The organism is Butyrivibrio hungatei NK4A153 (assembly GCF_000424465.1).
GTDB classification, from domain to species: Bacteria; Bacillota; Clostridia; order Lachnospirales; family Lachnospiraceae; genus Butyrivibrio; species Butyrivibrio hungatei_A.
In genome coordinates, this window is record NZ_AUJY01000008.1 from 184,093 (window position 1) to 209,886 (window position 25,794).

Consider the following 25,794-nt stretch of genomic DNA (forward strand, 5'->3'; position numbering starts at 1 on the left):
TAGGAGGTTGGATCGATGAAGAGAAAAGCAAGTATTCGTGTAATGATTATGGTTCCGGTCCTTCTATTGGGATTTGTTTCCATTTTTTCAAATGTAATGTCATTAACAAACCTTAGAAAAGTAAATAAGACAGCGTCAACAATTGCGGATGACTATATGTCTGCCATAAATGAACTTGATACTATCGGACAGACATCCAAAAGCATCCATACTTTGGCTCTGTCACATATTGTAGCCACTGATTTTGAGACGATGACTTATGTAATTACCGAAATTGAAGCGGAAGAGGCAGTTATGGATCAGACAATGGCTGATTACAAAAAGTATGTCACCAAGGATAGCACGGCAAGCTATGATAAGATGATTGCTGATTATCATGGTTTCAGAGATGCGGTTAAGGTTCTTTTGGCACAGAGCGCAGCTCAGAAAACCAAGGATGCATATGCGACTGCAAATGGCCTTGTTGCTGAGAGCTCAAAGCAGTTGAATGCAGACATCAACGATATTATTGGTGTATTTCGTGATAGTTCCGATACAGCAAGACAGGATCTCGGCTCCAGCTATATGGTTGCAAGAATTTCGGGATTTGCGGTGATTTTTATAAGTATTCTTGCTGTGGTAATTGCACTTTACATTGTACTTAGACATGTAATAAGCCCTGTGATCAAGGCTGAGGCGGAGCTTAATGAAATCATTGAAGGTATCAACAGACGTGAGGGGGATCTTACAAAGCGTATCACGATTGAATCCAATGATGAGATCGGAGCTCTTGGTAAGGGTATCAACTCATTTATTGAACATCTTCAGAATATCTTTTTGACCATCACAAACAATTCATCTGCAATGGATAAGGTTGTAAGCGATGTTTTGGGAAGTGTAAAGACATCAAACAGCAGTGCCGCAGATCTTTCTGCGCTTACGGAGGAACTTACCGCTACTATGGAGGAGGTTGCGGACAGTGCAGGTACTATTAATAAAAATACGGAAGCTGTAAGAGCTGAAGTTGATGAGATGGCTGATAAGAGTCACGAGATAAATGAATATTCAAAGATTATGAAAGAGCATGCGGATGCTATGGAACAGTCTGCAAGAACAACTATGGCTGAAACAAATGCTAAGGTTGAGGATATTCTTACATCTCTTAATCAGGCTATTGAAGACAGCCGGAGTGTTGATCAGGTTAATTCACTTACAGCTGAGATCATGAGTATTGCGACACAGACAAACCTTCTTTCTCTTAACGCTTCTATCGAAGCTGCAAGAGCAGGAGCAGCCGGAAAAGGCTTTGCGGTTGTTGCGAGTGAGATTGGATCTCTTGCCGAATACAGTAAGAGAACTGCCGGAAACATTCAGGAAATCAACTCTGTTGTTGTTGAGGCGGCTCATAATCTTTCAAGCAGCTCAAATGAACTTGTTGATTATTTGCAGAATTCAATCTTGCCTCAGTTTGAAAAGTTTGTTGAAGACGGCGAAAAATATAAAGAGAATGCCAATTACATCGAAAGCGTCATGAACGACTTCAGCAATAAGACAGAAGGATTTAAGTCAACTTTCAGTGATATAGCAGAGTCTATCAACAATATCACAACATCCATAGAAGACGGCGTCCGCGGTGTTTCTTCAGCAGCTGAAAGCACTCAGGTACTTGTATCCGATATGGACAATATTTCAAGACGTATGGATGAGAATAGCCGTATTGCAGGCGAACTTGATGAGGAAACGGCTATTTTCTCAAAGATATAACAAGGTAACTTTCCCTTATTTACAAGGATTGTGAACCTTTATATAGTGATTGGATTGCGGTTTTCCCTTGTTTTTGCCCTTATGAGGTAGATACAAGGGAAACTTTTTTATCCGACTATAACCCGATAAAGCTGCATGGTTGCACGTTTTTTCGTGCAATTTTTTAAACCGATAAATACAGTGATTAGGGAGCAAAAGTTTGATAGTTATTTGTGCTTTTTGAAATATTAGGTCATTTTTTCAAAGAATTTATCAAGATCCATTGCGCCATAAGGTTTACGGACAATTTCAACGCGCTCATTGGTTTCATCTACAATGTATAGAACAACGTAATTGTCAACATTCAATCGGCGCATACCAAGGCTTGCAATAGTTGATGGAATGGATCCTGCAACAGGTAAGATCATTTTCAGAAATTGATCATTGATATATAGACCAAGACTTTTTAGTAATTCCTCATCTGCTGGGGATATAGAAGTCTTGGTCTTTTCATTTATTTTTCTATGGCGTTCAAATACCAGGGCAAGGGCTTCTCGCACTTTGCTGAACAATATTTTAAAAAGTGTAGTTTATTTAATCGTATTTCCGGTTGATTCTCTTATTATGATATCTGTTTCTACATATGTTTTTTTGTAAGGAGTATTTGGATTTGCGATCCTGGAAAGCAGAATATCCGCAGCAATAAAGCCCATGGAGCTTGAATGGATCTTCACCGTGGTAAGACTTGGCTCGATGATGGTGGCTTCGGGCGCATTATCAAATCCGCAGACCGCAACGTCCTTCGGAACTTTTTTACCAAGCTGCCTAAGGGCCTTTATGGTGCAGATTGCAAGGTAATCGTTGGCACAAAAGAAAACTTCAGGCATTTTCCCAAGCTCGCTGATCCTTGCAGCGAGATAATCTGTATCTTTGTACGGACTCGTGTCGTCATCAAGAATACAGGATCCGGTGTCGATGCCAATCCCGCTATCTGTCATGGCTGAAACGTAGGCCTGCCACCTCTCATTGAAGGACTGGCAATGGAATCTGTCACCAACAAATGAGATGTTTCTCTTTCCGCTTTGGATAAATGAACTGATCAGGCGGTAGACGCTTGTAACATTCTCCATGTAGAGAGTATCAGCTGCCAATCCGAATTTCTGAAGAACAGGGGTATCTACAAAGAGAATGGGAATATTCAGGCTGCAGAGGAATTTGCTGTATTTTTCGGAAAAGAGCTCTATACAGAGAATTCCTGCTATATTGTCCATGGAAAAATTAGTTGGGAGGCTTAAGGATTCAATATCATTATCTTTAATAATGTTGATTGAAAGCTTGTAGCCCAGTGAATCTATTCTGTTCTGAAATGCCTCAAGAAGCTTGGTCCCTGAATGGGATGCACCGGGAAAAGAATGAGTGAACAGGGCTATTTCTGTCTTGCCGTCCTTTAATGCTAAGAGCGTACTTGATGCTGTATCAGCGGTATCAGCTAAACTAAACTGCTTGTAGCCCATGGCTGTAGCCATCTGACAGATCTTACTCCTGGTTTCCGAAGATACGCTTCCTGAGTTGTTAAGTGCTCTGGAAACAGTATTTCTTGACATTCCAAGTGCGTCTGCAATTTCCTGTAATGTTACTCTTTTTCCCATAATGGATGTCCCCTCAATACTTTCTGAGTTTTTTTATATTCGGTAAATATCATAACGCTGCAATAGTAATGTGTCAAATGCACTAATTTCTGTATGACAATTGTGCATAATTTACAAAAAAGAAACCCATAAAAACACTGAATTTCACGAAAAGCTGTGTCATATGCACTTTTAGATTGATACAAATGACACAAAATGCTATATTGTTTCTGTCAAGTGATAGTGCAAAATCACCAAGGGAGGAATTATGCATAGAATAAAAACATTGCTTTTGATTGGCATTATGACCATCGCCAGTGTTGGATGCTCATACAAAGCCGCAGAACCGGATACTACTTTAGATGAAACAACAGAGGAAAACGTGCAGTCAGCGGATGAAAAGTATCTGGGAGAGAACATTGAAGATCATATCGTTTTTCCGTCATCAGTGGAGGGACTTGTGGGCGATACAATGCCGTTTTACGACGAGGGAAAGTACAATGTCTTTTACCTGGCAGACCAGAGAGACGGTAAGCAGGGATATCACCCTTGGGGGCTGATCCAGACTACAGACTTTGCCTCATATGATGACAAGGGAGTTGTTTTGAATTATGGAGACGCTGTAGAAGACCAGGACATAGCTCTTGGAACCGGAAGTGTAATAAAGGGAAATGACGGTAAGTACCATGCTTTTTATACTGGACATAACGATATGTTTGAGCCAAAAGAAGCAGTGATGCATGCTGTCAGCAGCGATCTTATAAATTGGGAAAAGATTCCCGAAGATACACTTTATGCAAACGAGAATTATGCACAGAACGACTTCAGGGATCCGTTTGTTTTCTATGTTGAATCAGAAAAGTGCTATTCAATGCTTGTTGCAACAAGACAGAACAACATCGGAGTCATTGCAAGATACACTTCAGAGGACTTAAAGAGCTGGGAAGATGCCGGTGTTTTCTTTGAAAATGATATGGGAACCGATTCAAATCTGGAATGCCCGACACTCCTTTCTTATAAAGGAAAGTGGTACTTGTCATTCTCTGATCAGTGGCCTCACAGGCTTGTTCATTACAGGATAGCAGACAATTTTGAGGGCCCGTTTGAGATCCCTTCACAGGACATCTTTGACTGCAACGGCTTCTATGCAGGAAGAATGGAGACAGACGGAGAGAACTTATATGTTGTCGGATGGAACGGAACGAAGAAAAAGCATACAGACAATGAGGACTACGACTGGGGCGGAAATATGGTCACTCATAAGCTTGTGCAGCATGGAGATGGAAGCCTCACACCTGTTTTAAACCCTGAGCTTGAAAAGCTTTTATCTAATGAGCTTTCGCTTACACCAGTCAAGATGACTGATTCAGCTTCTCTTTCGGAGGGCGTTATATCTTTTGCCGGTGAAAAATATGAGATGGCGGGATTTAAGGAGCTTCTTGGCAGTTATCTTATTAAGACCACGATCAGGGATTTTGATAAAGACGGTATGTTTGGGTTCTGCTTTGATACAAACGAAGAAAGTGTCGGAAGCCTGAACATTGTGTTTAACGGCGCCAACAACAGGATTGAGTTCTACAACGGCAGCAATATTATGGAAAGAACAGCTCAGTCATATGTTGATTTCAATTTAGCAGATAAGAATGAGCTGAATGTTTCACTGCTTGTTGCAGACGGCGTTGTGTGCATGTATGTCAACGATGAGATTGCTTTCACAACAAGGATGTACATGTCACAGGGCTCTGATTTTGGGGTGTTTAGTGTTGAATCAAAGGCAAGTTTTGAAGATTTGAAGGCATTTAAGTAAGGATAGGATAGTTGTCTTTTGGGAGAAGGCTTAGGAAGCAGATATCGTTTATAGAGGTGGAATGCTATGGGGTTAGATTTAAAAAAAGTAGTGGCAGTTGCATCAAAATATAAAGTTGCACTCGGGGGAATGCTCGCGATCGTTGCAACCTGCACAGGAATTGCGGTATGCGGAACTAAAGAAGCGCTTCAGCAGTCAATCGAGGATGAGATTGTTGCGCTTGCGAGTTCATGGCCTTCATCTTTTTTTTCGCATGACTATATCGAACCGGAATATGTTGATGATGAAAACCGCACCAATAATGCTTTTAACGTTGCAGATTTTGGAGAGCAGGGAAATAACGGATGGTTTTACAGATATGGATCATCACAGGACCCGGCAAGGTCTAAGAGACTTGAATCTTATGATGGAGAGAGATACTTTCAGCCCGGACAAAAGGGATTAGAGATAAAGTCCAATTTTATTCATACCGCGGAGGAAGTCGCATCAATACTGGAGTGGCGAGCTGCAAAGGGCGGAGATATAAATATTGACCTTGCATATGTCAAAAACGTAAATAATGATAAAAATCCCATGTATCCTGATGGCGTAACACTGTACGTTTACAAGGGGGATGAACCTATCGGAAGATACAAGGTCGATGCAAAGACAGACAAGGAAGAAGTTGTAGAAGAGTCCTTAAAAGATATACATGTCGATGAGCTGGAAAGCCTGTACTTTGTTGTGGATCCGAACATGAACAACGCTTACGACGGTGGTTCATTATATGTTGCCATTTCCGATGTAAATGCCGGCGGTCCTACAGCGAAAAAGGATACAGACAGAATTGATAATAATGCTTATTCCATTGATGATTTCGGCCACCAGGGAAATAATGGCTGGACTTATATGTGCGGAAAAAGCATCGCTGATGCAAAACTTGTATCAACAGAAAAGGACGGAGAGTACATGAATTCTACATCTCCAAATCTTTCAATCAGCCAGTTCTTTATTCATCCATCAATAAATGATGAGGCGATGCTGTGCTGGCAGCCTGCGGTCGATGGTGCCGTTGAAATAAGAGGAACTTACACCAAGTTTGAGCAAAACGACGGAAATCCTGACTGGCCGGATGGTGTAACTGTGTCTGTCTACAGGAACAGAGAAAAGCTCTTTTCCCAAAAAGTTGCAGCACCAAAGAAGGGCAAGAATGAGATTTCTTTCAGGGAAAAGAATGTAAGCGTAAGCACGTCAGACAGATTATACTTTGTGGTTGATGCAGGAGGAAATGCGTCTTACGATGGCGGCGCATTCGATATTGCAATCCTTGACAGGACCGGCGCCACAACCGAAAAAGACGTTGTTATTGCCGGAGATGATACAAGAGAAAACTACGCAGACGTTAAATATGATTTTGGCAAACAGGGAGAAAACGGCTGGTTCTATCAGGAAGGTTATGGAGATGACCCAAATGATGTATGCAATATGCGCATCTTTGACGAAAAGGAGTACAGATATTTTGACAGCAGCTACCTGGAGATAAAGAGCGATTTTGTAAGTCCCGGAAAAGGAAAATCTGCTGTGATCAAATGGAAGGTCGCAAAAACAGGAACAATCAGGCTTAATACTTCCTATACCAAGTTTAAGAATGAGGATAAGAATCCAAGCTGGCCCGACGGAACCAGGGTTACTCTTTATCATAATAATACGGTTCTTACACAGGAGGAATTTGCGCCAGACACCAAGCAGGAAATATCTAAGCGCATGGATGTTGAGTCCTTAAAAGTAAATAAGGACGACTATATTTCCATGGTCATCAATTGTAAGGAAAACAACGCCTATGACGCGGGAAAATACGAGTTTTCCGTTTTTGACCTCACCGATGTTACCACAGAAAATGATATATCGATCAACGAATGCGAGACAAGGCAGAACTTTGCTGATGTTAAATATGATTTTGGTGAGCAGGGAAAAAATGGCTGGTTCTATCAGGAAAGCATAGGAGATGCTCCGTTCGTCGCCTACAATATGCGAAAATACAGCCCTGAAGAAGAGCGATACATTGATTCACGCGATCTGGAGATAAAGAGAGATTTTGTGAATCCCGGAAAGGGCAAGTCCGCAGTTATCAAGTGGAAAGTAGCCCAGAACGGAACGATCAGGATTGATGCTTCATATACAAAGCTTAAGAACGAGGATAAAAATCCGGATTAGCCGGATGGAACAAGGGTGACACTGTATCATAATGGCACAGTTTTAGTTCAGCAGGATTTTGATGCTGAACTCAATGAAGTTACCAAAAGACTTGATGTTGCAGGACTTGATGTTGCCAAGGATGACTATATATCAATGGTCATCAATTGTAAGGAAAACAATGCCTATGATGCAGGTCTTTATGAGTTTTCCATAAAGGGATTGTCTGCGCTTACGGGACAGACAGAGAGAGACGTTATAAATTGGGATAAAGGCCGTTCAAACAACGCATCACTCCAGGATGATTTCGGAAAGCATGGAGAAAACGGCTGGTGCTTCCAGTCAGGATACTATCAGGATCCATACTTTGCTGTGAACGTTGAGCGACTTGAAGAAAATGGCGAGAAATACACGACTCTTGACGGAATAGAGATAAAACGTGATTTCATCATGCCTGCTAACAAGGGAAGATCTGCAAATGTGAAGTGGGTCGCAGCTGAAAACGGCAAGATCGACATAATGGCATCCTATACAAAACTTCTTAATGAAGATAAAAATCCGGATTGGCCGGACGGCGTGACAGTGTATCTTTTCAAGAACAGAGAAGTCTTGAAAAAAGAGGATTTCGCGCCACTTACCGATGAGAAGATCACGAAGGATCTGTCAGTAGAGGATGTTGAGGTACGTGCCGGAGATTGCATTACTCTTTTGGTAGATGGAAAGGCAAATACCGCTTATGACGGCGGAAACTTCACTTTTGTGATCGAAGATGCAGAGCTTAGGACCATGAAGATGGTCAATAACAGCGGGAAGAATTATGCAAATCTTTCTTATGATTTTGGGGAGCAGGGCAGTAACGGTTGGTACTATCTTGAAGGCAGAAGAATAGACAAAGCAGAGGTCTTGTCAAAGAAGACTGCTGATGGAACAGGGTTTATTTCAAGAAAATTTAGCGGCCTCGAAGTGAAGAAGGACTTTGTGCAGCCAAGGCTCAATGCCGATGCAATGTACAAATGGGTTGTGGCAGTTGACGGAGAAATAGATATAACCGGTCAGTATGTGAAGTTTGGCCATGAAGATCCAAATGCAGACTGGCCTGACGGCGTAACTATCGAGATCTTCAAGAACAACTCCAGACTGTATAACACTGTTTGCAACTGCTCGAAAGGTGAAGGAAACGATAATGCAAGAGCTGTAAACATCGAGAAACTGCAGGTTAAGAAGGGAGACATCCTTACTTTTGACATAGGCTGCAACAGGAATAATGCCTGGGACGGAGGAAGACTTGAAATTGATATTGCTGATTCTGAAGGAATCAAGGTTTCAGTAGGCGATGAAGTCAGGACCAACAACACTGTACTCGGTAATCTTGAATCATTCGAGCAGGGTAAGGACGGATGGTGGTTCCTTGAAGGAAAAGACTTAAACAGTGCAAAAGTCCTTGTATATGCTAATGAGGATAAGACTGCTTTTATTTCTCCTTCCAATAAGAATCTCGAAATGAAGAAAGACTTTGTTCATCCCGGAGAGAAGAAGGCAGCAATATATCAATGGGTAGTGTACGAAGATGGAAAAATCGATGTGCTTGGCGACTATACCAAATTCGGGCAGACTGACGCAAATCCTGATTATCCGGATGGTGTGGGACTTAAGGTGTTCTTAAATGAAGAGCTTCTTGAGGAAAAAGATATAGCGGTTTTGCAGGGAGATGGCAATGATAACAAGGCAGACTTCATGTTTACTCAGCTTGACGTCAGGAGAGGTGATAAGCTTTCATTTGTTATTGACGGAAAGAATAATATAGCCTATGACGCAGGTAGATTGTCTGCGAGGGTTTATGCGGCAAAAGAGAAGGCTGAAGGTGAGGAACTGCGGACTAACAACACTAATCTCTTTGAATCATTTGGTGAGCAGGGCACAGATGGCTGGACCTATGGAATGTGCGACTGGGATGGAAAGAACTTTGAAGAGCTTTCCTATGATCCTGATAATGAAAGATACTATAATAACGGAAAACCTGAGCTGAAAAGGGATTTTGTAGAGCCCGGAAATGGCAGAAACGCTGCATACAGATGGGAAGCAGTTAATACAGGAAAAATAAAGGTTTGCGGAAGCTACACCAAGTTTGCCAATAATGAAGACCCTGATGCCAACGGCATTTGCATGAGAATTTTCGTAAACGGCGAAGAAAAGAAGTGGTTTGGTGGAATTACCCAGGGCAACTTTGATTCTGAAAAAGAGATAACATTCGATGAAGAGTATATTGTTCACGAAGGTGACATCGTAATGTTTGCTGTGGATCCTGACGGAAACGACAGCTACGATGGCGGAAGACTTTCTGTAGTTATCAAAGATGCTGACAAGAACTCAGATGATGAGGAAAATGGAGATAAGCCCGAACCCGGAGAAGGTGGCAATGCTGAGAATCCTGGTGAAGATGATGGAACGTCAGAAAATTCTGGAGAAGGTGGTTCTGATAGCGAAGGTAGGAGCAATAGCACAAGAGCGGGTGATGATGGAAAGGGATTTGCTGTTGTAGCAACTGAAGTTGGTAAGCTTGCAGAAAACACGCAGAGCTCACTTAAGGACGTTGGTGTAATAATTGAAAGAGTTCAGAAGAACGTAGAAGAGATTACAGGACAGGTTGAGATTAACCAGAATATCGCAGAGAGTATCAGAAGTGAGAACGAGCAGTTTGTGGCTATCAGTACCATGGCTGGAAATAATGCTACAAATACTGAGCATGTTGCACAGCAGGCTAGTGCAATCAATGACATGGTTGATGAGATTAATCGTCTTCTAAATAATTAAAAAGATGTGAGTGTCAAAAGACTGTGCCTTCTAAAAAAGAGGGCACAGTCTTCAGACTGTAGACAAAGTCCACGGCATCTGCCGTGGATTTTTCTTTATAAAAGTGCCTCGAGCCCAGTATTTATCTGGGCTTGAGGTACTTTTTCTGGTATAATAGAAGTATCAAAGTTGGGGATGAGGATTGCCTTTATGATGACTTCTAATACCGAAAGAAAGCGTGAACAAATGCAGTTTGTGAGCATGGATGATCTGGTACCTCAGGATCACATGCTCAGGCTTATTGATAAAGCAATTGACTGGTCATTCATATATGACCTTGTTGAAGATAAGTATTCATCAGATATGGGCAGGCCCAGCATGGATCCTGTCACACTCATTAAAATCCCTTTCATTCAGTATCTATACGGAATTCGCAGCATGCGACAAACTATCAAGGAAATAGAAGTCAACGTTGCATACAGATGGTTCCTGGGCTTAGAGCTTAACGAGCCTGTCCCACACTTTTCAACTTTTGGAAAGAACTATACAAGACGCTTTAAGGATACAGACCTTTTTGAGCAGATATTCCAGCGCATTCTTGAAGACTGCTATCGCTTCAAGCTGGTAGACCCTACTGCTGTATTTGTAGATGCTACTCATGTAAAGGCGAGAGCAAACAACAGAAAGATGCAGCATAAACTTGCAAAGCAGGAAGCATTGTTCTACGAAGAAATGCTCAAAAAGGAAATAAACGAAGACCGAGCTGAGCATGGCAAAAAGCCACTTAAAGATAAGGATGATGATGACGATAAAGGTGCTGGTGGACATGATGATTTCAGTGATTTCACAGACGACGTTCCTAAAGATACCAAGAAAGTAAGGTGCAGCACTACCGATCCTGAAAGTGGATGGTTCAGGAAAGGTGAACATAAGAATGTATTCGCGTATGGAATTGAAACAGCCTGTGACAAGAACGGATGGATTTTAGATTTCACTGTCAACCCAGGCAATGAGCATGACAGCCGTACATTCAAAGGACTTTACGATAAGATCAGGGATATCGGCGTGGAAACAATCGTTGCAGATGCAGGATACAAAACTCCAGCTATAGCAAAACTACTCATAGATGATGGCATCAAACCTCTTCTTCCCTACAAGAGGCCAATGACGAAGAAAGGATTCTTCAGAAAATCTGAGTTTGCTTATGATGAATACAATGACTGCTATATATGTCCAAACGATCAGGTGCTGGAGTATTCGACCACAAATCGCGATGGATACAGAGAATACAAGAGTTGCGGAAAGGTCTGCGAAAACTGTCCTTACCTTGAACAATGTACACTTAGCAAGAATCATGTAAAACTGGTAACCCGTCATATCTGGGAAGATTACATGGATGAATGTGATGACATAAGATACACCGAGGGGATGAAAGATCTCTATTCTCACAGGAAGGAGACAATAGAGAGAATCTTTGGGACAGCCAAAGAGAATCATGGATTTAGATATACACAGATGTATGGAAAGGCGCGGATGGAAATGAAGGTCGCGCTTACCTTTGCGTGTATGAATCTAAAAAAGCTTGCAAGAATCAAGAATGAATGGCGGTTAGAAATGGCCTGATAAGGGCTGTTTCTGACCATTTTTATTATGAAAATCCGGCTTAGGAAGACAAAATGGCCTTGAGAGCTATGCTCTCAAGACCACTTTGTCTACAGTCTGAAGACTGTGCCTTCTAAAAAAGAGGGCACAGTCTTTTTTTATTTAATACGAGGAGCTAACTATAAGCATTTCAGTAGCGTTAGACATCCTGCGGCTCTTGTTAACGAATTTAAATGATTCGTTAGTGCTGTAGTGGCAGTCAGGGTTGATGCAGCGCCATCTTCGCTGCTTAAGGATAAGAACAAGAGAGTAATTATCTTGTAAGATCGGATGATTGATGGTTCTTTTCTTGATGCCTCGTGAATACATCCTAAATCCGCAGATAGGACAGAAATGGGCAGTGGGGTGTGTTTCGAGAGTAAGAACTTTTGTCTGACCTTGGATATCAATGCTTTTGGTGATTACATCGTTATCTTCAAGGTCCAGTAAATCTGTGATACTATTCATGTATCCTCCTCCTTTGATATTTAGTCCAAGAAACATCATAAGAGACGGAGGAAGTGCAGGAAATGATTCTTGCATAAAAAAACCGGGATTAGTCAGTTTCAATAACTGATTAATCCCGGTTCTATTTATTATTACTGTAGACCCTCAAACCAAACCCTCAAAGTAGCCCCTCACGATAGACCCTCAAACTAGACCCTCAAAAACTTTGAATACCCAAAATGGATTATCCAATAATAGATATTGAAGGAACAGGAATACATATAAGAGATTTGATAAGGGAAAGCGGTCATACAGTTACAGAAGTTTCTGAATACCTTGGGACAAGTACTTCTCTTGTATACAGATACTTAAGAGGAGAGGTTCTTCCAAGCATTGACAGGATTGTGGCTCTTTCTGTGTATCTTGAAGTCCCTATAGAAAGAATAATAGCAGTCGAGTGAGGCTGCACTATGCGGTATGGGGTAATGGTAGCCCACAGGATTTTGGTTCCGGTAATCTTGGTTCGATTCCAAGTACCGTAGTTTAGGCGTAGTAGCCAAGATGGAAAGGCTCCGGATTGCAACTCCGGGATCGTGAGTTCGAATCTCACCTATGCCTCTATATGGATTCGTAGCTCAAATGGTAGAGCGGGAGATTGAAGATCTCCGCGTAGGCGGTTCGATACCGCCCGAATCCATTACGCTTCCTTGGCAGAGCGGATATGCACCGGCCTTTTAAGCCGAGAGATGCGGGTTCCCTCGCGGAACTCGGAGTCGCAAGCTTGGCATTCCCCGGATGCCTGCGCCCCCATGGGGAGTATTTAGCTGTCTTAGCTCAGTTGGAAGAGCAACGGTCTTTTAAACCGTAGGTCATGGGTTCAAGCCCCATAGGCGGCATTAAGCTGTTGTAGCTCAGTTGGAAGAGCAGCAGACTCTTAATCTGAAGGTCGTGGGTCCGACACCCACCAGCAGCATTGATGCGGTATAGCTCAAATGGTAGAGCGCTTGATTCTGATTCAAGATGTTACAGGTTCGATTCCTGTTACCGTAGTTTCGGACATATAGCTCAATCGGCAGAGCATCCGGCTGTTAACCGGAGGGCTGTGGGTTCAAATCCCTCTATGTCCGCTGTTTCGGTTTTTCTGTTTTGAGGAATCGGGTTATAAATTTCATTTTTTCTTTAGAAAGTTGCGTACTTTAGCGGATTTGCTATAATGTAAGTGAGTATAATTTGTTTTATGAATGGGTTATCTTCTGTTCTGCATAACAAAGAGTACATGATGGAAGGGAGCTAATTCATGAGACATAAGGAATTTAAAGACCTAACTTTTGCGGATGATTTTATGTTTGCAAAAGTAATGCTTAATGAAAAGTTGTGCAAGCAGCTGCTTGAGATTATTCTTGAGGTGAAAATCAAGAAATTAAGCTATCCGGAAGAACAAAAAACTATCAATCCTTCATATGATAGCAAGAGTGTAAGGCTTGATGTGTATGTGGATGATGAAAAAGGCACAGTTTATAACATTGAGATGCAGACAACAAATCCGGGTAATATTCCGAGGCGTGCGCGTTATTACCAGGGGATGATAGATCTTAATTTGATAGAAAAAGGCGAAGATTATCATAAACTGGCAAAGAGTTACGTCATTTTTATCTGTACTGAGGATATTTACGAATTAGATAAACCGGTTTACAGATTTGAGAATTACTGCAGAGAGTATGAGCTTCCGTTTGGAGATGATTCATACAAGGTTATTCTTAACGCAGCTTGTACTGAACTCCAGGACACAGAGCTTGGAAATTTCCTGAGGTTTGTTCGTACCGGTGAGCCGATGGATGAATTTACAGATAATCTACAAAACGAAGTTAATGTTGTTAAACGCAATGAGAAATGGGAGGTGGAGTACATGACACTTCTGATGAGAGATAATGAAAAGAAAAAAGAAGGACGAAAAGAATATCAGCTACTTCTTAGGGCTATTCCAAAAGAGTCTGATGATTTTACGCTTGCCCTGACTGCTGAAGACGATGTCATTGAAGCTCTTATGGAAAAATATAATATCTATTCTGAAGAATAATATATGACACAGCTGAATTATCGGTGTTTAAAATGATTTTTTATGATTAAGTTTTTGCGGCTTTCACTTATAGTATAGGTGAAAGCTGTTTTTATTTTTTTAAATAGACTTATTATTCCCCTTATTTCTGTAGTTATTAGTGAAGGGATTTTCCCTTGTCTGTACTTTGACAAGAGAATATACATTCACTAAGTACGTTCCTGTAGTATGTAGCCCCAAAGGTACGCCTTGCGCGATATAGCCTCACTGGAATGTCGGTAGCACCGGCACTGGCGATGACAGCTACGGGTATAATGATACTTCCGCTCAGCCACAACTCATCGTAATGGGAGCGGTCTTGCGAGAACCGCAGGAAGGGTTGAGCCTATGGAGCTGTGCTGCAGCCGCTTAGTGATTTCCCGTTCTCCGGGGCGCCGTGGGCAAATAGGGGAACATATAACTGTTTGATTTTAAGAAGGTATTCCGCTGTGTACTGGCAGTGGGTGCCTTCTTTTTACTTCATAATTATAGGAGAGAATACACATATGAAAGAGATAAAACGTGGTGATATATATTTGGTAGACTTGGGAGATAATATAGGGTCTGTACAGCGAGGAGAACGGCCTGTAATCGTCGTTCAGAATAATAAAGGTAACAGATATTCACCAACAATCACCGTGATACCAATTACAACCAAAATTCATAGGAGCAAAGGATTCCCGACGCATGCCATCCTGGATCATATGGGAGGATTAGATGAGGAATCGGCATCCATGGCTGAACAGATAACTACAATTAGCCGCGGCAAGTTGGCACGGTATATAGGACATTTAAATGATAAATTCATGATTTCCCATATAGATAAGACATTGCAGATACAATTGGGACTTTTTACGCCAGCAAGTGGCGTAAATTACGCCAGGGGCAAAGCCGCAGAAATACTGGATTCTTTCGGTTTGGGGAGTGAAAAAAGTAGCGGAATTGGCGTACCGATATGGTACAAGGTTTCCCTAACCGTTGAGGAAGCTGCAGAATATTCCAATATAGGTGTCAATCGCATCAGGGAATTGTGCAAAGATCCCATGACAAAGTTTTCGTTTAAGGTGGGAAAAAAGGTTTTGATCAAGAGAGAAGCATTCGATGAGTATTTGCGTGGCATCAGCTTGCTGTAGTTGTGCTATGCTTGAAAATATCGCGTTTCTGTGTTATTTTGTTATACGCATGAGGATGCTCTTTTTAATATGAAAAGGAGCGTTTTATGGGAAAAGATTTAAGAGGCCGGGAGATGGGCGAAGGCATCATGCAACGCAAAGATGGTCGCTACTCGGCACGATTTACAAGCAGAAGAGGACGTAGAGTAGAGAAGTGTTTCGATACTGTTGCTGATGCAAGAAAGTGGTATATGAGAAACAAGCTTCAGGATGAGCAGGAAGGTGAAAAATCCATAGAGTATACCATGACGGTAGACCAATGGTTTCATTACTGGTTGAAGACTTTCAAGAGCAACCTGTCACCCAATACCATTCGTAACTATACAGATCGTTATTACAGCGATGTAAAGAATGCGATCGGTGATATGCTCTTAGTAGATGTGAAGGCAATGCATTGCCAGCAGATTTTAAATAATATGGAACCATATTACGCGAAATCCACCATCTATCAGACATACATCTGTATAGGCTCTATGTTTAAATCAGCATTGAAGAACGACTTGATTACGAGGCATCCGCTGGATGGTGTTGATTTCAAATGTAACAAGATGAAGAAGCCGATTCGATTCTTGGATTTAGAGGAACAGAACATTTTCCTTGCGTATGCCGACAAGAACAGCAATGCCAAGGCTTTTCGCTTAGTATTGCAAACGGGATTAAGAACGGGTGAACTGGTAGGTCTTACCTGGGATAACTTTGACAGAGTAAAGAGAACGCTTACAGTTGATAAGACGATGGAATATCGTTATGAGAGCGGAGGCCTGGAGAGTCGGCCCGCCTAAGACGATGTCAGCATTTAGAACCATTCCTCTTACCAATGAAGCGTATGATATTCTTTTCGAGTTATATATTAAAAGGGAGACCAGAAAGGAATCGCCGGTACTGTCTCAGGTACTTACATTCAGAGATCCCAGAACCGGTTTGGTACGCGAAGTGTGCATGCAGGATTTGATTTTTATCAACTGCCGTACCGGCGAGCCAACCAAGAATTCAACGTATGATACCAATCTGGAGAAGCTTTGCAGAAAGGCTGATATTAAGCCATTCAGCATGCATACGTTGAGACATACTTTCGCAACCAGATGCGTCGAAAGAGGAGTTAATCCTAAGTCTTTACAGAAGATTTTAGGACATGCACAGTTGTCAACCACAATGGATACTTATGTACATGTTACAGACGATTCATTACAGGTTGCGATGATGCAGTTTCAGGCAGTTTAAGTTGCCTTGTTTTTTTACACCAAAATTTTGGGGAGTAAAAAAATAATAAAAACTTATCATTTCTGGCGTAAAAATTGCGAAAATCAGACATGGTGAAACAAAAAAACCCGTATTTACGGGCATGGAGGAATAAAAATGAAACTAGGCATAGTAGGTTTACCCAACGTTGGCAAATCAACTCTTTTTAATTCACTTACAAATGCAGGAGCGCTTGCTGCGAACTATCCGTTTGCTACGATTGACCCTAACGTGGGCGTTGTTGCTGTTCCGGATAACAGACTTAAGCAGCTTGGGGACCTTTATCATTCCAAGAAGGTGACACCTGCTACTATAGAGTTTGTCGATATCGCGGGACTTGTTAAGGGAGCATCTAAGGGTGAGGGACTTGGAAACCAGTTTCTTGCAAATATTCGTGAGACTGATGCAATCGTGCATGTGGTTAGATGCTTTGATGACACAAACGTTATTCACGTTGACGGAAGTGTTGATCCCGTGCGTGATATAGAGACAATCAACCTTGAGCTTGTATTTGCCGATCTTGAAGTTCTTGAGCGCCGAATCGCCAAGACTGCCAAGACTGCAAGAATGGATAAGACTGCAGCAAAAGAGCTTGATATATTAAATAGGATAAAAGAAGTTCTTGAAGCTGATAAGATGGCAAGAGAACTTGAGTTTGAAGATTCGGAGGAGAAGGCATTTGTAAACAGTCTTGATCTTCTTACATGGAAACCCGTAATTTATGCGGCTAATGTTAAGGACGAAGATCTTGCGGATGACGGTGCATCAAACAAATATGTTGCTGCCGTTAAAGAACTTGCATCCAAGACAGGAAGCGAAGTATTCGTTATCAGTGCGCAGATCGAGGCTGAGATCTCAGAACTTGATGAAGACGAGAAGGCTGAGTTCCTTGAAAGCCTTGGTCTTACAGAGTCGGGACTTGATAAGCTCATTGCCGCAAGTTACAAGACTCTCGGACTTATGAGCTTCCTTACATCGGGAGAAGATGAGACAAGAGCCTGGACTATCAAGATCGGAACAAAGGCACCTCAGGCAGCAGGTAAGATTCACACTGACTTTGAGAGAGGCTTTATCAAGGCGGAAGTTATCAATTATCAGGATCTTCTTCGCGAAGGCTCTATTGCGGCAGCAAAAGAGAAGGGACTCGTACGTATGGAAGGAAAAGAGTACGTGGTTCAGGACGGAGATGTTATTCTGTTCAGATTCAATGTTTAATACGGGAGGAATACTATGACAGCCGGTGATATGGGGAGAATGGACATAGATTTTCCTAATCTGCACATATATCTGCACAATGTCCCTAAAAGCTTTGAAGTGTTCGGATTTACCATTGCACTTTACGGAGTGATAATCGGATTCGGCTTTTTGTTTGCTCTTTTTCTTATAGCGAATGTTGCGAAAAAGACAGACCAAGACCCCGATATTTACTGGGACCTTGCGGTATATGTAATTATCTTTTCCATAATAGGAGCGAGATTGTATTACGTCATCTTTTCGTGGGACAGTTACAAGGATGATCTTCTTGGAATCCTTGCGATAAGAAACGGCGGACTTGCGATATATGGCGGTGTTATTGCGGGATTTGCGACGATATACATTTTTTCAAGAGTGAAAAAATGCAAGTTCTTAAAGCTTACCGATACCGTTATGCCGGGACTTCTTCTCGGGCAGGTAATGGGAAGATGGGGGAATTTTACCAACAGAGAAGTTTTCGGTGAGTATACGGACGGACTTCTTGCCATGAGACTTCCTATTGAAATGGTCAGAAGCAGCGATGTTTCGGATCTCATGATAGAGCACATGAACGGAGCAAACTACATTCAGGTTTCTCCGACATTTCTTTATGAAAGCTTATGGAATCTCGGACTTCTTATAATAGTTCTTCTTTATACAAAGCACAAGAAGTTCGATGGTGAGATCACACTCATGTATCTTGGCGGATACGGAATCGGAAGAGCATGGATAGAGCATGTGAGAACGGATAGGCTCTTTTTTGCCAATACCAAGATACCGATTTCCATGATGATAGGATTGTGCTGCTTTGTATTTGCGGCTGTTGCTGAGGTAGTCACGAGAGTAAGACTTTCAAAGGTTGCAGTTGGTGGCACAGAAGCCGTGGTAGAGCAGGAAAAAGAAGCGGATAAAGAATCTGAGCCTGAATCCGAAGCAATTGAGGGTGAAAAAGCTCAGAAAGAAATGAATAACGAAATTGAATCAGAAAATAAAGAATAAAAAGATAACGGAAACACAATAGCAGAAATTACTTTAGCTTAAAATCGATTAAGAGGAGTCTCGAAAGAGGCTCCTTTTTTATGCTAAAAATGTGCTAATTACGACAATATCTAAGCTAATTACTTTACTAAAATTTTATGTTTTTAAGGTTGTTTAATGATTAATTTTGTTTTATAATGACTTCAGGTGGTAAAAAGTGTTAAAAAGTGGTTGAAAGTGGGAGATAAGTGGGAACAGCATTTAAAGGTGAATACAGCCATTCCATCGATGCTAAAGGAAGGCTCATAATTCCTGCTAAATTCCGTGAACTTCTTGGTGAACAATTTGTGGTTACTAAGGGGTTTGACGGCTGTCTTTTCGTATTCGCCGAAGAAGGCTGGGAACAGTTTGAAGCAAAACTACAATCACTTCCTATGGATAAACCCGAAGCCAGAATGTTAGGGCGTTTCTTTATCGCCGGTGCTATTGATGCGGAGATTGACAAGCAAGGAAGAATACTTCTTCCCGCGAATCTTTTGCAACATGCCAAGATCGAGAAGGAGGCTATAATTGCCGGAGTCGGCAACAGAGCTGAAATCTGGAGCAAGGCTGAATGGGAGAAGGCAAGCACATTTGATGATATCAATTCAATTGCTGCCAAGATGAGCGAATACGGCTTAAGTATCTAAGGTAAACACATGGAATTCAATCACTATTCTGTACTTCTTGAGGAAGTGCTTGATAATTTGAATATTAAACCGGATGGATTATATCTGGACGGAACTCTCGGAGGGGCCGGACACTCTTTTCACATTGCGGAGAGACTTACGGCCGGAGGACACCTGTACGGAACGGATCAGGATGCGGACGCTATCGCAGCCGCAACCAAAAGACTTGAGCCGTTTAAGGACAGAGTTACTGTCATCAGAGACAATTACGAGAATGCTGTCAAGAGACTAAGAGAGCTTGGGGTTACGGGAGTTGACGGAATCTTGCTTGATCTTGGAGTGTCATCATACCAGCTTGACAACGCCGAGAGAGGCTTTACTTACAAAGAGGATGTGCCTCTTGATATGAGAATGGACCAAAGACAGCAGCTTACAGCGAGAGATATAGTCAACGACTATTCAGAGACAGAGATCTTTCATATTATAAGAGACTTTGGCGAAGATAAATTCGCTAAGAATATAGCAAAGCACATTTGCATAGAGCGTGAGAAGAGCCCCATAGAGACGACCTTCAGACTCAACGAGATCATCAAGGCTGCGATACCTGCAAAGATGAGAGAGAAGGGCGGACATCCTTCAAAGAGGACTTATCAGGCAATACGAATTGCTTTGAATAGAGAGCTTGACGTTTTGTCAGGTTCGCTTGACGGATTTATTGACTTTTTAAATCCCGGTGGAAGACTCTGCGTTATCACTTTCCATTCATTGGAAGACAGGATAACGAAGAATAATTTCAGGACCAATGAAAAGCCATGCACATGCCCGCCGGATTTCCCGGTCTGTGTTTGCGGTAAAGTTTCAAAGGGCAAAGTAATAACAAGAAAGCCTATTCTTCCAAGTGAAAAAGAGCTTTCTGAAAACAAGAGATCGCAGAGTGCAAAGCTCAGAGTTTTTGAGAGAGCGCTGTGACGGTCCGATCACACACTAAAACAGAAAGGAGAATGAATATGGCTAACGCATACATCTATGGCAACACAGTCAGACGAGTATATGAACCTGATCATGTGCGTAGAAGAGTCCATGTTCAGGAGCCTTTAAGAAGACATAAAAAACGCCATCATATGAGTTTTGGATACTTATTGTTCTTGTCTTTTGCAATGGTTGTAATGGTAGGAACTTTGGCTTTTTATATTTCGCTTCAGTCAAGAGTTACTGCCAGTATGAAAAATATAGCCCAGCTTGAGAAACAGCTGAACAGTTTAAAACAGGATAATGACGAGAACTATAACAGAGCCAACGGCAGGATGAGCCTTGATGAGATAAAAGAGGCGGCTATTGGCTTCGGTATGACTTATGCTGATGACGGCCAGATCGTAAAATACACTGACGATGGCGGCGACGATTATGTAAGACAGCTCGCACCTATACCGCAGGCGTCAAATAAGTAATAAGGAAATATCTTTTGCCATGAAAACTGTTAAAACTAAAAATGTGCAGAAATTTACAATAGGAATGAAGAAAAAGCTGGTAGTACTTTTTATGTTGGTATTACTGGCTTTTGCTGGATTAGGAGCGAGACTTATCAGTATCACTACCAATAACGGCAAGGAATATGAGAAAAAAGTTCTTTCCCAGCAGCGATATGATTCGACAACCATTCCTTATAAAAGGGGTTCGATCCTTGATTGTAACGAAAGCACGCTCGCGTGGAGTGAGAAGGTATATAATCTGATCCTTAATGCAAACGTACTTCTCAGTGATAAAGATAAAAATAAAGATAAGGATAAAGATAAAATCCAGCTTACGCTTAATGCGCTAAATAAGTATTTTTCCGCACAGATGAGTGCAAACGGGATCGACCTTAAATGGATACAGGATTATCTGGAAAAAAATTCGGATAAGAAGTATTACATTCTGGCAAAAAAACTGAGCTACGACGAGATAAAAGATTTTCAGGATTATGCGTCAAAAGAAAATCTTAAAGGTGTATATTTTGAAGCCAAATATATAAGAAAATATCCCGAGAATACTTTGGCAAGTGATGTTATCGGATTTACTTCTGCCGATGATGTCGGACAGTGGGGACTTGAAAAACAGTACAACGATATTCTGGGAGGAGTTGAAGGAAGAGAGTATGGTTATCTTGATGATGACTTAAAACTTGAAAGAACAACAATTCCTGCAATAGACGGTAATAGCATAGTTACTACTATAGACAGCCATCTTCAGGCGGTTGTTGAGAAATATCTCAATGTATTTAATGAAGAGAACAAAGGAAAAGTTCGTCCGGGAAACGGTGCAATGAACGTCGGATGCATTATGACGAACATCAATACCGGCGAGATTCTTGCAATGGCAAGCTACCCCAACTTTGACCTTAACAATCCGTGGGATGCTTCCAAACTTGTCGGAATGCCCGAGCTTCATAAATACACAGAAGATGTGTTGGATGAAGAAGGTAATATTAAAATCCAAAAAGGAGATGTAGAGCAGGTCGTAGATGATGATACTAAAAACCCTGTCTATATTACAGCGGAAAGAGCAGAGCAGTTAAATAATTCTGATGATGCCGAAACTTACGAGCAGAAAGTTACAAATCTGCAAGCGATGTGGAAGAACTTCTGCATATCTGATACCTATGAGCCCGGATCTGTCTCTAAACCTATTACTGTTGCCATAGGCCTTGACAGCGGAAAGATCACGGGTAATGAGACATATAATTGCGGAGGATATCTTGAAGTCGGCGGACATAAAATTCACTGCCATAACACAGGCGGTGACGGAATTATTTCTGTTCAGCAGGGTATTCAGAAATCATGTAACGTTGCAATGATGCATGTTGCTCAGGCGACGGGAATACATATTTTTTCAAAATATCAGAAAAACCTTGGACTTGGACTTAAGACCAATATTGATCTTCCGGGTGAACCTTTCATGGATACCGATGTGATGATACACAGAGAAAACGGTGAGAACAGTAAGAACGGGGATGTCGTAATGGTTCCGTCCGATCTTGCGACATACTCATTCGGTCAGGGTTACAACTGTACCATGATAGAAATGATAACTGCTTTTAATTCCTTAATTAATGGCGGTAAGTTTTATCAGCCTCATGTTGTAAAAAAGATTCTTTCAAGCAGCGGAAGCACAATAAAGAATATCGAGCCGAGACTCCTTAAACAGACTGTTTCCGATAGCACTTCAGAGAAGATAGTTGAGTACTGCAACACTGTTACTCAGGAAGGCGGTACAGGAACAACAGCCGTACCTGTCGGATATAAGATTGGCGGCAAGACCGGAACTGCCGAGATGAGTATCAATGGTAGGCGTGATAAGATAAACTACGTAGTTTCTTTTATGGGATATGCGCCTGCAGATAATCCGGAGATCTCGATATATGTTGTTGTGGACAGACCCAATACGATCAAGCAGGATAATGCTAGATTTGCTACAACAATTGTACATAATATTCTTACAGAAGCACTTCCTTATCTCGGATATCCGATGACAGAGGAAGTTACAGAGAAACAGCAGCAGGAACTTAATGAGTTCAGAGAAAAATACGGTATTACTTCCGCACCTCCCAAAGTAGAGGAAAATCAGGAAGACGAAGCTGCTGAGGGAAATTCTTCTGAAGAACAAAAAGAAGAGACAGAAGAAAATAAGGAGCCTATCTGGAAATCATTTGACGTTGACCCTGAGACGGGGTATTATATTAACCCGAACACAGGAAATTTAGTTGATCCTGATAGCGGATATGAATTGGGTAGCAGTGCATTTGAGGATGAGCTTTCAGATGACGCGCCTAAAGAAACTGCAAATAATTAAAATTCATTGGGGGTATTTACGTGAATGATTATATTGTAAGAACTTTGATACCGGTATGTGCATCATGCCTTATTGCAGTACTTGCGGGGCCTAAGATCATAGCGATTCTTAGAAAGCTCAAAGCGGGACAGACTGAGAGAGAAGAGGGGCTTGAGTCTCATCAGAAAAAGACCGGAACGCCTACCATGGGAGGGATTATCTTTTTGCTTCCCTTCTTTATTATAGGTGTTTCCTACGCTGCATTTCATAAGGAAGTAATTCCTATTCTTATACTGACTTTCGGTTTTGGTGTGATCGGATTTATCGATGATTACATCAAAGTTGTAAAGAAGCATAACCTGGGGCTTAGAGCCTGGCAGAAGTTTTTGGGACAGCTCCTTGTGGCAATTATCTTTTCATTATATGTAGAGAATTGCACGGATATGACACTTGCAATGAAGATTCCTTTTATAGGAAGCGAGATAGACTTTGGAATATTTAACATCCCGCTTTTGTGTTTCATATCACTTGGTACCGCTAACGGAACGAATTTTACTGACGGAGTTGACGGACTTTGTGCATCGGTAACGGCTGTTGTTGCAGGATTTTTTGTATTGGCAGCTATGCGCTACGGATCTACCGGAGCTGAAGTAATGGCTGCGGCTATGATGGGCGGACTCCTCGGTTATCTCGTATACAACGTTTATCCCGGAAAAGTAATGATGGGAGATACGGGATCGCTTGCAATCGGAGGTTTCGTTGCGGGGATATCATATGTTATGAATATGCCTCTTTTCATCGTGATTGTCGGATTCATTTACCTTATCGAAGTTATTTCCGTTATCATGCAGGTTACTTATTTCAAGCTTACAAACGGAAAAAGAATCTTCAGAATGGCTCCGATCCATCATCATTTTGAAAAGGGCGGCTGGTCAGAAACAAAGGTAGTTAATGTATTTACAACAGTAACAGTTATCATGTGCCTTATAGCATATGCAGGATTATAACAGAGGTTGAGAGATATGAAAGCTAGTGAGATATCAGGAAAAAAAGTACTTGTGATCGGAACGGGATTGTCGGGAGTAGGTTCCGTGCGACTTCTTCATCAGGTTGGCGCCGTGCCCGTAATGCTTGAAGAAAATACCAAGGTCACAAAAGAAGATATAGTAAAAAAGCTTAATGAAGAGGATAGAGAGAATACAGAGATCATCATAGGCGAGATCTCAGACGAAGTTCTCGACGAGCTTGTGCTTGTTGTACCAAGCCCTGCGGTTCCTCTCGATGCACCTACGGTACTTCGTATCAAGGAAAAAAATATTCCTATCTGGAGCGAGATAGAGCTTGCTTATAACTTTGCAAAAGGAAAGCTTGTTGCAATCACCGGAACAAACGGAAAGACTACAACAACAACTCTTGTAGGAGAGATAATGAAGGCTCACTTTAAGAGCAGCTATGTTGTTGGAAATATCGGTGTTTCATATGCTGAGAGCGCACTTGAAATGAAGGAAGACACCGTTACTGTCGGAGAGATAAGTTCTTTCCAGCTTGAGGCAGTTGATAATTTCCATGCACAGGTTTCGGCTATCTTGAACATAACACCCGATCACTTAAACAGGCATCACACTATGGAGTGCTATGCCGAGATGAAGCAGAACATTACAAACAACCAGACTAAAGAGGATACATGCGTACTTAACTACGACAATCCATATACAAGAGAGTTTGGAGAAAAATGTCCCGCTAAGGTGGTTTTCTTTTCGACATCCGAGAAACTTAAAGACGGATTCTATCTTGACGGCGAAGAGATATACATGAGTATCGAAGGTGAAGCTGTCAAAGTTATGAATATTCATGACATGAACCTTGTAGGAATGTGTAATGTTGAGAATGTTATGGCTGCAATAGCAATGTCAGTGGCTATGGGGGTTCCTTTTTCAACAATTCTCAGAGTTGTTCGCGAATTCAAGGCAGTTGAGCACAGAATTGAGTTCGTTGCGACAAAGAACGGCGTAGATTATTACAACGATTCCAAAGGTACTAATCCCGATGCGGCTATTCAGGGAATCAAGGCGATGTGTAAGCCTACAATCCTTATCGGCGGTGGCTATGACAAGGGTAGTGAGTACGATGAGTGGATCGAGAACTTTGGCGATACGGTAAAGATGCTCGTTCTTATCGGACAGACTAAGGAAAAGATTGCAGAGTGTGCGCAGAAGCACGGTTTTAATAAGTTTGTATTTAAGGATACTTTTGAAGAGGCGCTTGAATATTGCAGTTCTAACGCAAAAGAAGGGGAAGCGGTGCTTCTTTCACCTGCATGTGCAAGTTGGGACATGTTCCCGAACTACGAAACAAGGGGTAAGAAATTCAAGGAGTATGTAAACAGACTTTGAGA

21 protein-coding genes and 7 tRNA genes are annotated in these 25,794 nt (G+C 41.7%); 25 read left to right on the forward strand and 3 right to left on the reverse strand.

Features of this window, described 5'->3' with window-relative positions; genetic code table 11:
* Positions 1-15 precede the first annotated feature (15 nt).
* Positions 16-1,743 (forward strand): methyl-accepting chemotaxis protein, encoded by a 1,728-nt coding sequence (locus tag G628_RS0106565; protein WP_027208775.1) that lies wholly within the window; start codon positions 16-18, stop codon positions 1,741-1,743.
* A gap of 227 nt (positions 1,744-1,970) precedes the next feature.
* Here the strand turns inward: G628_RS0106565 and G628_RS18895 are convergent, their stop codons facing one another.
* A complete protein-coding gene (locus tag G628_RS18895; RefSeq protein WP_027208776.1) occupies positions 1,971-2,294 on the reverse strand; it encodes a type II toxin-antitoxin system RelE/ParE family toxin in 324 nt (107 codons plus the stop codon).
* 18 nt (positions 2,295-2,312) lie between these two features.
* Entirely contained in the window at positions 2,313-3,371 is a 1,059-nt protein-coding gene (locus tag G628_RS0106575) for a LacI family DNA-binding transcriptional regulator (RefSeq protein ID WP_027208777.1), read from the reverse strand.
* Positions 3,372-3,618: 247 nt separating this feature from the next.
* Between G628_RS0106575 and G628_RS0106580 the strand changes: the two genes are divergently transcribed.
* From G628_RS0106580 to G628_RS16650, 4 genes are all read left to right on the forward strand, one after another.
* Positions 3,619-5,157, forward strand: a complete 1,539-nt coding sequence (locus G628_RS0106580; RefSeq protein ID WP_027208778.1) for a glycoside hydrolase family 32 protein — start codon at positions 3,619-3,621, stop codon at positions 5,155-5,157.
* Between the two features lie 66 nt (positions 5,158-5,223).
* Entirely contained in the window at positions 5,224-7,350 is a 2,127-nt protein-coding gene (locus tag G628_RS0106585; protein WP_027208779.1) for a hypothetical protein, read from the forward strand.
* Between the two features lie 15 nt (positions 7,351-7,365).
* Positions 7,366-10,140, forward strand: a complete 2,775-nt coding sequence (locus G628_RS0106590) for a methyl-accepting chemotaxis protein (protein WP_027208780.1) — start codon at positions 7,366-7,368, stop codon at positions 10,138-10,140.
* Positions 10,141-10,329: 189 nt separating this feature from the next.
* Complete coding sequence (locus G628_RS16650) at positions 10,330-11,742, forward strand: IS1182 family transposase (protein WP_155833780.1); 1,413 nt, start codon at positions 10,330-10,332, stop codon at positions 11,740-11,742.
* Positions 11,743-11,883: 141 nt separating this feature from the next.
* Here the strand turns inward: G628_RS16650 and G628_RS0106600 are convergent, their stop codons facing one another.
* The gene (locus tag G628_RS0106600) at positions 11,884-12,228 is read right to left on the reverse strand and encodes a hypothetical protein (RefSeq protein ID WP_026654304.1); all 345 of its coding nucleotides are present in this window, start codon (positions 12,226-12,228) and stop codon (positions 11,884-11,886) included.
* Positions 12,229-12,446: 218 nt separating this feature from the next.
* On the opposite strand from G628_RS0106600, the gene G628_RS0106605 reads away from it, so the two are divergent.
* The 20 genes from G628_RS0106605 to murD all read left to right on the forward strand — a co-directional run bounded on the left by G628_RS0106605 (position 12,447) and on the right by murD (position 25,792).
* On the forward strand, positions 12,447-12,668 hold the full coding sequence (locus tag G628_RS0106605) for a helix-turn-helix domain-containing protein (protein ID WP_026514772.1): 222 nt from the start codon (positions 12,447-12,449) through the stop codon (positions 12,666-12,668).
* 10 nt (positions 12,669-12,678) lie between these two features.
* Positions 12,679-12,749, forward strand: a tRNA-Gln gene (locus G628_RS0106610).
* A gap of 4 nt (positions 12,750-12,753) precedes the next feature.
* Positions 12,754-12,825, forward strand: a tRNA-Cys gene (locus G628_RS0106615).
* Between the two features lie 6 nt (positions 12,826-12,831).
* A tRNA-Phe gene (locus G628_RS0106620) sits at positions 12,832-12,904 on the forward strand.
* 126 nt (positions 12,905-13,030) lie between these two features.
* Positions 13,031-13,103, forward strand: a tRNA-Lys gene (locus G628_RS0106625).
* Positions 13,104-13,107: 4 nt separating this feature from the next.
* Positions 13,108-13,180: transfer RNA gene (locus G628_RS0106630), tRNA-Lys, on the forward strand.
* Between the two features lie 4 nt (positions 13,181-13,184).
* Positions 13,185-13,257: transfer RNA gene (locus G628_RS0106635), tRNA-Gln, on the forward strand.
* 4 nt (positions 13,258-13,261) lie between these two features.
* Positions 13,262-13,334: transfer RNA gene (locus G628_RS0106640), tRNA-Asn, on the forward strand.
* 170 nt (positions 13,335-13,504) lie between these two features.
* The gene (locus G628_RS0106645) at positions 13,505-14,284 is read left to right on the forward strand and encodes an Rpn family recombination-promoting nuclease/putative transposase (protein ID WP_026668164.1); all 780 of its coding nucleotides are present in this window, start codon (positions 13,505-13,507) and stop codon (positions 14,282-14,284) included.
* Positions 14,285-14,808: 524 nt separating this feature from the next.
* Entirely contained in the window at positions 14,809-15,435 is a 627-nt protein-coding gene (locus tag G628_RS18900) for an excisionase (protein WP_242827188.1), read from the forward strand.
* A gap of 86 nt (positions 15,436-15,521) precedes the next feature.
* Positions 15,522-16,256: a tyrosine-type recombinase/integrase gene (locus tag G628_RS19145; RefSeq protein ID WP_242827189.1), complete on the forward strand. Its 735-nt coding sequence runs from the start codon at positions 15,522-15,524 to the stop codon at positions 16,254-16,256.
* Positions 16,222-16,695 carry a tyrosine-type recombinase/integrase gene (locus G628_RS19150; RefSeq protein ID WP_242827190.1) on the forward strand — a complete coding sequence of 158 codons (474 nt, stop codon included), beginning with the start codon at positions 16,222-16,224 and terminating at the stop codon, positions 16,693-16,695. Before G628_RS19145 ends, G628_RS19150 begins: the two co-directional genes overlap by 35 nt.
* A 135-nt stretch (positions 16,696-16,830) precedes the next feature.
* Positions 16,831-17,928, forward strand: coding sequence for a redox-regulated ATPase YchF (ychF, locus tag G628_RS0106660; RefSeq protein ID WP_027208781.1), 1,098 nt, complete (start codon positions 16,831-16,833; stop codon positions 17,926-17,928).
* A gap of 15 nt (positions 17,929-17,943) precedes the next feature.
* Entirely contained in the window at positions 17,944-18,945 is a 1,002-nt protein-coding gene (gene lgt / locus G628_RS16665; RefSeq protein WP_242827191.1) for a prolipoprotein diacylglyceryl transferase, read from the forward strand.
* Between the two features lie 227 nt (positions 18,946-19,172).
* The gene (mraZ, locus tag G628_RS0106670) at positions 19,173-19,613 is read left to right on the forward strand and encodes a division/cell wall cluster transcriptional repressor MraZ (RefSeq protein WP_026654308.1); all 441 of its coding nucleotides are present in this window, start codon (positions 19,173-19,175) and stop codon (positions 19,611-19,613) included.
* Positions 19,614-19,622: 9 nt separating this feature from the next.
* Entirely contained in the window at positions 19,623-20,561 is a 939-nt protein-coding gene (gene rsmH, locus G628_RS0106675) for a 16S rRNA (cytosine(1402)-N(4))-methyltransferase RsmH (RefSeq protein WP_026654309.1), read from the forward strand.
* Between the two features lie 38 nt (positions 20,562-20,599).
* Complete coding sequence (locus G628_RS0106680; RefSeq protein ID WP_026654310.1) at positions 20,600-21,040, forward strand: hypothetical protein; 441 nt, start codon at positions 20,600-20,602, stop codon at positions 21,038-21,040.
* A 43-nt stretch (positions 21,041-21,083) separates the two neighbouring features.
* Entirely contained in the window at positions 21,084-23,420 is a 2,337-nt protein-coding gene (locus G628_RS16670) for a penicillin-binding transpeptidase domain-containing protein (RefSeq protein WP_242827192.1), read from the forward strand.
* Between the two features lie 20 nt (positions 23,421-23,440).
* Complete coding sequence (mraY, locus tag G628_RS0106690) at positions 23,441-24,406, forward strand: phospho-N-acetylmuramoyl-pentapeptide-transferase (RefSeq protein ID WP_027208782.1); 966 nt, start codon at positions 23,441-23,443, stop codon at positions 24,404-24,406.
* 15 nt (positions 24,407-24,421) lie between these two features.
* Positions 24,422-25,792, forward strand: a complete 1,371-nt coding sequence (murD, locus tag G628_RS0106695; RefSeq protein ID WP_027208783.1) for a UDP-N-acetylmuramoyl-L-alanine--D-glutamate ligase — start codon at positions 24,422-24,424, stop codon at positions 25,790-25,792.
* Positions 25,793-25,794: the final 2 nt, after the last annotated feature.

Coding starts and splice junctions, on each gene's coding strand:
- G628_RS0106565 (WP_027208775.1), top strand. CDS start 16: ATGAAGAGAAAAGCAAGTATTCGTGTAATGATTATGGTTCCGGTCCTT.
- G628_RS0106575 (WP_027208777.1), bottom strand. CDS start 3,371: ATGGGAAAAAGAGTAACATTACAGGAAATTGCAGACGCACTTGGAATG.
- G628_RS0106580 (WP_027208778.1), top strand. CDS start 3,619: ATGCATAGAATAAAAACATTGCTTTTGATTGGCATTATGACCATCGCC.
- G628_RS0106585 (WP_027208779.1), top strand. CDS start 5,224: ATGGGGTTAGATTTAAAAAAAGTAGTGGCAGTTGCATCAAAATATAAA.
- G628_RS16650 (WP_155833780.1), top strand. CDS start 10,330: ATGATGACTTCTAATACCGAAAGAAAGCGTGAACAAATGCAGTTTGTG.
- G628_RS0106600 (WP_026654304.1), bottom strand. CDS start 12,228: ATGAATAGTATCACAGATTTACTGGACCTTGAAGATAACGATGTAATC.
- G628_RS0106605 (WP_026514772.1), top strand. CDS start 12,447: ATGGATTATCCAATAATAGATATTGAAGGAACAGGAATACATATAAGA.
- G628_RS0106645 (WP_026668164.1), top strand. CDS start 13,505: ATGAGACATAAGGAATTTAAAGACCTAACTTTTGCGGATGATTTTATG.
- G628_RS18900 (WP_242827188.1), top strand. CDS start 14,809: ATGAAAGAGATAAAACGTGGTGATATATATTTGGTAGACTTGGGAGAT.
- G628_RS19145 (WP_242827189.1), top strand. CDS start 15,522: ATGGGAAAAGATTTAAGAGGCCGGGAGATGGGCGAAGGCATCATGCAA.
- G628_RS19150 (WP_242827190.1), top strand. CDS start 16,222: ATGAGAGCGGAGGCCTGGAGAGTCGGCCCGCCTAAGACGATGTCAGCA.
- ychF (WP_027208781.1), top strand. CDS start 16,831: ATGAAACTAGGCATAGTAGGTTTACCCAACGTTGGCAAATCAACTCTT.
- lgt (WP_242827191.1), top strand. CDS start 17,944: ATGACAGCCGGTGATATGGGGAGAATGGACATAGATTTTCCTAATCTG.
- rsmH (WP_026654309.1), top strand. CDS start 19,623: ATGGAATTCAATCACTATTCTGTACTTCTTGAGGAAGTGCTTGATAAT.
- G628_RS0106680 (WP_026654310.1), top strand. CDS start 20,600: ATGGCTAACGCATACATCTATGGCAACACAGTCAGACGAGTATATGAA.
- murD (WP_027208783.1), top strand. CDS start 24,422: ATGAAAGCTAGTGAGATATCAGGAAAAAAAGTACTTGTGATCGGAACG.